Below are 7545 nucleotides of genomic sequence, written 5' to 3'. Positions count from 1 at the left end.
AAAGCAACGGACAATGTACATCGCTATATCTACTTGAACGATTCAATAATGCGCTCAAACATGCAATTCTCCGCCGGTATGGTCGAGCGGGACTATTTTAAAGAGCGAACAAAATTCGCCCAATACAGAATGAAAAACCGGACTGTCTGGGAAATAGCTATAGCAGCCGCTACCTTTTTTATTATTGGAATTGCCTGGTATATCGTCCGCCAACGTTTACGCATGCAACGTGATCGTACCAACCATTATTTGTTATTGACAGAGAAAGCCAATTCCGAGTACAAGGCTCTTACTGAACGCGTGAAAGAACAGCAGACTACGGAAAGTTATTTAAGAGGATTGGCTGCTTCACGCTTTGACATTGTCGATAAACTTGGAAAGACCTACTATGAACGTGAAAATACAACATCGCAACAGTCAGTCATATTTAATGAAGTAAAGCAGATAATTACAGATTTTGCAGAAAACAATGGCATACTGCAAGAACTGGAAAAAATCGTAAACACTTGTCATGACAATGCCATGTACAAGCTCAAGGAAGATTTTCCAACTATGAAAGCTTCCGACACCAGGTTATTATGCTATATTTTTGTAGGATTTTCACCGCAAGTAATTAGCTTATTCATGAAGGATACGGTGGCTAATGTATACGCTCGCAAGTCACGGCTCAAATCACGTATTAAATCTACGGAAACAGCTAATAAAGAATTATTCTTAAGCCTTCTGGGATAGGTATTTCAACTTTATACTAGGTTCCAATGACTAATGCATCATCCGGTAATTAAATCTAGAATATGTTCAGATTGTTTTTGCCATAATACCGGAATGATGTAATTGTAGAATGGTTTTGTCATGGAGGTAAGCCATAACAGGTTTAATTCTCCTGGGAGGTATGTCCGGAAAGTATGAAGATGCTTTCATTATAATATCTGTTACTATTCCAGTCAATTGTCAGAAACTTATTGATTGCCCTATATTTTTTAAGGTTGTAAATCATCTGTTAGCGTCGTGTTAGAAAAATAAGAAGAACGAAGTCTTTATGTTTCTGTATTATAATGTTTTATGCAATGCGGACGTTAGATTTGTGGTTTCATTTTGTAACTCGTGATTTATGTGTTATTACTTTTGCAACCAGGAAAAACAAAACAGATGTGATAATATAAAACTGTTTCTTGTTCATTAAAATACTTCATTTTTACAGGTTGCACGTAGAATAAGAACAGTCTTATTATGATGACACAGCTTTTCATCCGTTTACTTTGGGTGCATGTTTTGTTTATCCACTTAAAGTTTGAGTTATCCTAGTTTGAATTATGAATTTGAATAGAAAAAAGTACTTTTTATGTTTTGCCTGTGTCTTGGCCTGCCTTGTGTATTCAGACAAGGTTTCCGCGCAGTTTTATTCTGTCAGAACCAATCTGGTGGGTTTAGGTACGGGGAATCTGAATGTGGAGGGTTCCATGGCTTTTTCCACGCATTGGTCCGCCCATCTTCCCGTACAGTACAATCCTTTCCGTCTTTGGGATGACGGCAAGCTTAAAAACTTCACAGTCCAGCCTGGTGTGCGTTATTGGATGCGCGAAACTTACGGAAGGGGTTGTTTTATCGGGCTCCACGGTGTGTTCTCCATATATAATGCGGGTGGTCTGTTCGGACATCGCTACCGTTACGAAGGCACAGCTTTCGGCGGCGGGCTTTCTGCGGGGCTGGTGCGCCCCCTTTCGCGTCGCTGGAATCTGGAGTTCGAACTGGGTCTCGGTGTTGTCTGGGCCGACTGGGAACGTTACCGTTGCGTGAACTGCGGTAAGCGTACCGGCAAGGGCTCCGGTGTCTATGTGACACCCACACGTACCGCCGTTAATCTGGTTTATCTTTTCTGAAACCATCTTATCTGTTGAAACAAGATATAAAAAGTTGAATGATGAATAAGTATCTCAAATCCCACATAACGGCCGCCGCTTTCTGCGCGGGAGTGTTACTGGCCGTGTCCTGTTCCACTTCCCGCGAACCGCGGACTATGCGGCTGTTTATGCAGTCCGGCCGTCCTAATATTTTTCTTCCCCACGAGGAGAGCGCACCTTCCGGAGTGCTTGCCGAACAGGTGGGGTTCACCACTTCTTCGGACACTCTTCCCGGTGAGTTCGAAGAGGTCTCCGACAGTACGGATGACGTATGGAAAACCATACACCTGGGCGGTGTTGACATCGTCGCTGCACGCACGGTCGTCAAGCAGGTCACCATGCGGGAAGGTTCCGTGCGTTTGGAATTCAATATCCATGTCCCTTCCCTCCTGATTGACAGTTGCTGGCGTGTCACACTCACCCCGATGCTCTGCACCTCTGACAGTTCAGGCTTCCCGCTACCACCTGTTGTGCTTTCCGGTTCTTCCTTTACCCGCATGCAGGAAGCGGACTATAAGGCGTACAGGCTGTTTCTTAATGGAATTGTCGATCCTTCGGCTTATGATAGTGTGTATCTTGACCGTAAAGGCATCAATAAGGATATCGCCTGCCGGCAGAGGTTCTTCTATGAACTTTACGGCAAGGAGCGCGACCGTCAGCTTGCCTACGAGAAGTGGAAACGCCTTGCCCTTGAACGCCAGAATTTCTGGAACACGCGTACGCAGGCCAACCGTGCGACACTCCGTCACCGCCTGGAACGCAAGCGGATCGAAGAAAGCGTACGGCGCTATGTGGCTGGTCGTGACACGCTCGGGTTGTGGGCCTCCTATGACCGTAAATATCATCGTACGGCCTCCTTTTGGCCGATGTACCGGCTGGAACGCGAGCTTACCGCCGATCGTGTACCTTCGAAATTCCGTGACCTTTATAACGGGGGGGCGCAGCCTGTCCAACATACACAACTATGTCCTCACCGCCACCGATTCGATGGACATCTCCCGCCACCGTTATTTCTACGACCGGATTGCCGAAAATGAGATGAATGACCGTAACCGTGATGAAATCCGCCGGCGTATGATTCCCTTCCCCTATATCGACTCCGTGATGGTCCGCCAGAATTCGGATTCAGTTTCCGGACATGATTATATCTACAACTATGTATATTCTCTGCCCGTCACCGATGGAATGAAAAAGCTCCGTGTGCGGCTAGAGTCTATCGTGGAAGCCACCGACCGCAGCACATGGCGGCCTGCCGCCTCGGACACGCTGCTCTTCATTGTGGCCTCGCTTAGCGACCTGGTTGACCGTTCCGCTCTGGACCAATATGTCATAGCTTCTGCGGAGACAGACTCTCTTGCGGCAAGCGGTCCCGTATATACTCCGCAGGGAGAAGAGTATGCCGAAGCCTTGCGGCTCCTTTCAGAGCGACAATACCGGCAAGCCTTGCCGATATTGGAAAAACGGCCTGACTATAACACCGCCCTTTGCCTGACACAGCTCGGTTATCATAAAGAGGCTTCCGCTCTTTTAGACCAGTTACCCGTAGATTCCCGCAAGGAATACCTGCATGCTGTGGTAAGCGCCCGGCAGGGCGATGATTACTTAGCAGTGGAACATATGCTTGCGGCCTGCCGCATGAATCCCAATCTTGTCCTGCGTATTCCCCTGGATCCGGAACTGTCGGACCTCATTCCCAAGTTCTTCGGGCTCCGTATGGAACTGGACAGGATAGCGGAAGGGAAATAGTAAAAAGTAGAAAGAACAAAACAGGAAAAAAAGTATAAGTACGAATTAAATATTAACAAGTGTTTTATTAGTGTTTATTTTTTTATTAACAATTTAATTACAATGATTATGAAAAAAAGTTTGTTAAGCGTGTTTACAATGGTTGCTATGGCTGCAGCATTCACCGCGTGCAGTAACGATGACATCGAAGTGCCTGACGTAAAGAACGGGGAAGCGAGAAGCGTATTCATGAAGCTGGAGTTGCCGACGCTGACGAGATCGACCGAGCCTCCTGTAGCCTCGGGAACGGTTGCTACGGTAAGTAATCTGCATGTATACTTCCATGACGGGACCAGCATTCTGAAATATGTGAACGCGACTACAACCACTCTCATCACGATTGCGAATCTGACTACCGGTACCCAAATAACGGATGTACCCGCGGCGGCTACCACTGTAACGGTATGTGGTAATATTCCTGCCGGAACTTCATTGCCTACAGGTGGAACCGTAGCTGCATTGAAAGCTGTACAACTGGAAATCACAAGCCAGTCTGCAGTTGCGGATGTGGTGTTGAGCGGCGATGAAAAACCCCTGCAGACATGGACTACCGGTAGTCCGGCCCTGCCTTATGCCCCTGGAATAACGGACGGTGACAAGTATGCCGAAGTGGAAATCGGTCCTGCCGTGGCACGTGTCGAAATCGAAGGTCTGGCGACTACGGCCTCCAGTGCGGTGGATGGTTTTACGCTGGAAGGAATCTATGTGAATAACTTCTTTGAAAAGTTCAACCTGGCCGGTACCGTTGTGGGAACGAAAGTACAATATGGTGCTACTCCTGCTGCCTATGCTCAAGGACAGGGGCTTTACACCCCTGCTAACGCTGGAAAACTCTTTGACCAGTCTGCCGTCGCTGCTACAGGTATCCCAAAGGAAGTCATTCCGCCAACTGCAGGGCAACGTTGGGCATATCAGGTTGTTCCTAACGGTAACAGTACTGACGCGAACGAGCAACTCCAGCTCGTATTTAAGTTGAGTAATTTGGCTGCTAAGGCCGGCAGCAGCGTGAATTTCGGCACAGGTGACCAGTTTATCACCGTGAGAGGATTCAAAGATGGCAGTGGCAATATTGTAGAACTGGAAAAAGGAAAGATTTATACTATCTCGAAAGCCGACTTTACATTTGACGAGAGCAACCTTTCCACAATACCTAATACCAGTGCTGTCAGCGTTTGGTTGAAGGTGACGGTAAAAGCCTGGACGGTCGTTCCTGTCAAGCCTAATCTCTAACTGTCATACCATCAAGGTATATTGTATTTGTTTGTTTCTTTTACAAGTCCGTTTGCGTAGAGGAGATTTTTAGCTCATTTTACTAGTTCACCAGTTCCTCTCGCACGGCGGAATGTAAGCAGGTCGTGGGTGTCTTTTGCCCTGACCTCACGACCTGTATTTCTATAACCTGTTAAATCATAACACGTATATTCATATAAAGTCATAACCACAGTTATTCACCTAAAAGATACTACGCATGAAATTGTATAAAGCTATACGCTTCCTGATGCTTTCCGGTATTTTAACCTTAGTCTTGTCGAGGTGCATCAGGGAGTCCCTGGAGGGCTGCCCTCTGGATACCCTGTTACGATTTACCTACAAGCCTCGCGGCTCTGCCGCTGACCTTTTCGGAGAGCGTGTTCAGAGGGTGAGGCTGTGTGTGTACCGTCCCGATGGCAGTATTGAGCATATGCAGACGCTGGAGAAGAGTGAACTTGACCGTTTGCAGGGTGTTGAGATGTATCTGCCGCAGGGAAACTACACTGTCGTGCTCTGGGCGAATGCTTCGGATGCACAGACCAAGCTCGGCGGCTTTTCCGAAGGAGAAACCATAAGGAACCTTTCCGCCTCACACCCGCATGCGGAGACTTCCGCTTCCATCCCCACGCTTGATCGGCTTCTTTTCGCTGTCACGCCACTTACGGTCAGTGAGCACGAGACTGGAGACCATACTGTCAATTTCAGCCCCGGCACTATCCGTGTAAGTCTTCACCTTGATGGTGTGAGCGTGCAGCCTGTGGTACACATCACGGGCATGGAGTCAGCCTTGCGACCGGTGTTCGACGAAACCTCGGGCACATGGCGTCTCCAGTCCGTAAGCCGGAACAAGACATTCCAGCCTGCCGTAGCATATGATGTCACCAACCACCATGCTAATGCCACGACTGACATCCCCCGTTTCAAGGCCGATACCCCCGGCATGGTGGAAATTATCGATCCCACCACGGGAAACCATATCGTGCCCCCGATTTCGTTGGCAGGGCTTATTGCCCGCTACCACATACCGATGGAGGAAGATATTGAAGTAACCATTCCTATCGAGATTACCTTTACAAACGGTCATGCGAAAATAACGATCAGGAATTGGGAAAATCAGAATGTAAAACCCGGAGGAGTGTAAAAAACGCACCGGTCAATCATGAAATGCAAATCATAAAACAATATATTATGCCAAGTAGTTCAATCATCATACCGTTCCGCAACCTGCTGTCGGTCCTGTTATTACTGCCGCTCGTACTTTCGTGCCGGCAAGACGAACTCATTCTTCCTGTTCCGCCCGTGTCCGGCAAAGGTGAGACGGCCGAAGTGACACTTTCTGTCAGGATTCCCGATTTCCGGGCGGCGAATACTCGTGGTGTAGACGAGAAAGGGATAACAGAGATTACCGTACTGATGTTTGCCGATGAAGGCGGTACGGAGAAAGTCAAGGTGAAATATGATATTCTGGGCAGCTCGTTGCATACACTTTCAGGCTCTTCGGATACGAAATACTTCTCTGTGCCCGTTATTGCGGGCAGATACAAACGTATAGCTCTCATAGCTAATGCCCAAACAGAACTGGCAAATATAACAGCCGGTTCCACCTATGATGCTCTTAAGCAAGTGGAAGTCGTGGGTAGGTTCGGACAAGAAGGTACGGGCACATACATACCCATGTACGGCGAGCATGCCCCGGCGGGAGGCTTTGAACTGAAAGCCGGTGTGTCGCAAACCATTGCGCAGGAAATACCGCTTATCCGCATGCTGGCGAAGGTGGATATCATCAATCCTACAACTTCGGGAGCCACGACAGCTGCGGGAAAGGTTTACTTCGTCAATTCCGTAGGCAACGGACGCGTTTGGGTAGATCTTGCTACATACAATACCACCGCTTCACAGTCGGGATACATGACTCCCACACTGCCTGCCACATCGCAGCCAGCAGTCAGTGGCGGGCACCCGCTTGAGGGAACTGCAAACACCGCATCTCCGAATGTCATCACTTATTATTTGAATGAACAGTCGGCTATCTCCGGCGGCAGCCGTCCTTGTATAGTTATAAATCTTGCCTATCAAGGAAGAGAATACTACTACTGAATGGATTATACATGGGACGGTATCAAGGGCGGTGGCACGAGTCCTTACGAAAAGGGTAAATACATGCCCATTCTGCGCAACCACCGCTATATTTTCACCATCAAGGAAGTGAAAGGGCCGGGGTTTGCCACTTTGAACGAGGCTGTAACCAGCCCGGACAACTTTACCAACCATAACATCGTAGTAGTGCCCATCGTGATAGACGCATTCACAGATATAACGTTCAATGAATCGGGGCATTTCTTGGCAGTGACCCGAACGGCGATGACACTTCAAGGCAAGCACGATGCCACAAGCACACAGAACAAATTTTCTGTGCGCACCAATTACCCCAGTGGGTGGAAGGTCGGTGCCTATAATGCCGACGGAACAACAATTTCAGTTTCTAATTCATGGCTGAAACCCAGTCAAAACAGTGGGGCGGCTGGCGCCACTCTCACCAATCCGGTTACGGAGGAATTGCAGGCCATCACGAATGGCAAGGGATTCAAGGATGGTTATCTGTAGATAC

At 48.1% G+C, this 7545-nt stretch carries 7 protein-coding genes and 1 pseudogene; 7 read left to right on the top strand and 1 reads right to left on the bottom strand.

Annotation, left to right across the window (positions count from 1 at the left end; translation table 11 throughout):
• Both AB5217_RS18380 and AB5217_RS18375 read left to right on the top strand, forming a co-directional pair.
• A pseudogene (locus AB5217_RS18380) lies at window positions 1-732 on the top strand (hypothetical protein); the annotation flags it as partial.
• Window positions 733-1313: 581 nt separating this feature from the next.
• A complete protein-coding gene (locus AB5217_RS18375; RefSeq protein WP_004318675.1) occupies window positions 1314-1880 on the top strand; it encodes a DUF3575 domain-containing protein in 567 nt (188 codons plus the stop codon).
• A gap of 7 nt (window positions 1881-1887) precedes the next feature.
• Here AB5217_RS18375 and AB5217_RS18370 read toward each other — a convergent pair whose 3' ends face one another.
• Window positions 1888-2400: a hypothetical protein gene (locus AB5217_RS18370; RefSeq protein WP_171033839.1), complete on the bottom strand. Its 513-nt coding sequence runs from the start codon at window positions 2398-2400 to the stop codon at window positions 1888-1890.
• A 419-nt stretch (window positions 2401-2819) separates the two neighbouring features.
• On the opposite strand from AB5217_RS18370, the gene AB5217_RS18365 reads away from it, so the two are divergent.
• The 5 genes from AB5217_RS18365 (at window position 2820) to AB5217_RS18345 (ending at window position 7541) form a co-directional block, all read left to right on the top strand.
• Window positions 2820-3647, top strand: a complete 828-nt coding sequence (locus AB5217_RS18365) for a hypothetical protein (RefSeq protein ID WP_225693909.1) — start codon at window positions 2820-2822, stop codon at window positions 3645-3647.
• 108 nt (window positions 3648-3755) lie between these two features.
• Window positions 3756-4916, top strand: coding sequence for a hypothetical protein (locus tag AB5217_RS18360; RefSeq protein WP_032844651.1), 1161 nt, complete (start codon window positions 3756-3758; stop codon window positions 4914-4916).
• A gap of 238 nt (window positions 4917-5154) precedes the next feature.
• Window positions 5155-6078, top strand: coding sequence for a FimB/Mfa2 family fimbrial subunit (locus tag AB5217_RS18355; protein ID WP_032844649.1), 924 nt, complete (start codon window positions 5155-5157; stop codon window positions 6076-6078).
• Between the two features lie 47 nt (window positions 6079-6125).
• Window positions 6126-7034, top strand: coding sequence for a fimbrial protein (locus AB5217_RS18350; RefSeq protein ID WP_004308148.1), 909 nt, complete (start codon window positions 6126-6128; stop codon window positions 7032-7034).
• Window positions 7035-7541, top strand: coding sequence for a hypothetical protein (locus AB5217_RS18345; RefSeq protein WP_004308147.1), 507 nt, complete (start codon window positions 7035-7037; stop codon window positions 7539-7541).
• Window positions 7542-7545: the final 4 nt, after the last annotated feature.

The sequence above is a fragment of the Bacteroides sp. MSSM.1001136sp1_RTP21357st2_D2_RTP21359_211015 genome (genome assembly GCF_040913205.1).
Taxonomy (GTDB): domain Bacteria; phylum Bacteroidota; class Bacteroidia; order Bacteroidales; family Bacteroidaceae; genus Bacteroides; species Bacteroides ovatus.
Note: the sequence above shows the minus strand (reverse complement) of the source record. Positions and strands in the feature narration are given on the sequence as shown.

What these genes read in the sequence shown, in the direction of transcription:
- AB5217_RS18375 (WP_004318675.1), top strand. Translation starts at nt 1,314, where the DNA reads ATGAATTTGAATAGAAAAAAGTACTTTTTATGTTTTGCCTGTGTCTTG.
- AB5217_RS18370 (WP_171033839.1), bottom strand. Translation starts at nt 2,400, where the DNA reads ATGCGGGTAAAGGAAGAACCGGAAAGCACAACAGGTGGTAGCGGGAAG.
- AB5217_RS18360 (WP_032844651.1), top strand. Translation starts at nt 3,756, where the DNA reads ATGAAAAAAAGTTTGTTAAGCGTGTTTACAATGGTTGCTATGGCTGCA.
- AB5217_RS18355 (WP_032844649.1), top strand. Translation starts at nt 5,155, where the DNA reads ATGAAATTGTATAAAGCTATACGCTTCCTGATGCTTTCCGGTATTTTA.
- AB5217_RS18350 (WP_004308148.1), top strand. Translation starts at nt 6,126, where the DNA reads ATGCCAAGTAGTTCAATCATCATACCGTTCCGCAACCTGCTGTCGGTC.
- AB5217_RS18345 (WP_004308147.1), top strand. Translation starts at nt 7,035, where the DNA reads ATGGATTATACATGGGACGGTATCAAGGGCGGTGGCACGAGTCCTTAC.